Origin of the sequence: Microbulbifer harenosus (assembly GCF_005771435.1) — a bacterium.
Classification (GTDB): domain Bacteria; phylum Pseudomonadota; class Gammaproteobacteria; order Pseudomonadales; family Cellvibrionaceae; genus Microbulbifer; species Microbulbifer harenosus.
The window spans coordinates 1-529 of record NZ_VANI01000068.1; the positions used below are offsets into that span (position 1 = coordinate 1).

A 529-nucleotide genomic window follows, 5' to 3' on the forward strand; every position below is an offset into this window, starting at 1 on the left:
GGCGTTAAATGCCACTAGAAAAATAATGTGCCTCTGTAAATTACAACCAAAACTAGTCGATATCAGTAACTCGCATACGGAGTTCAAATCCAAACTAGACCAGCTTGAAGTCGGCGATTGGGCATTTCTTATGCGGTGTCAAGAGTGCTGTCAACTTTGGAAGGTGGATGAATGGGACAAGTATCAGCAATCCTATGCGGTAAAAATTCCAGATAAAGAGAATTGGAAAAAATTCGATAGTACGGCTCTGATTAAAGAAAAAATCATGGAAAATCGTGGTGGCTTAACCAGCGTACCATGCCAATGGTCAGGCTGTAGTTTTAAGCAGGTAAAAGGTAGCGCGTACTGTGTCAATCATCTTTGGAGTACGGGAGCCCGTGCCTGAAGCATTTAACAAACGCAGGCAGTTTGTTCCGGCCCTTCGGGCCTCCACGGGACGCCCAACGCTATGCACTTTTTGTGCGGGTCGCTGCGCTCCCAGTTTCGCACAAAAAGTGCATAGCATTGGTCGCCCCTGCTGCGGGCGTTA

The 529-nt window shown here is 47.1% G+C and carries 1 protein-coding gene; it reads left to right on the forward strand.

The features are described from left to right. Positions 1–385 (forward strand): hypothetical protein (locus tag FDY93_RS19365; RefSeq protein WP_220446273.1); only part of this gene is annotated, 385 nt, incomplete at its 5' end. Positions 386–529 lie beyond the last annotated feature (144 nt).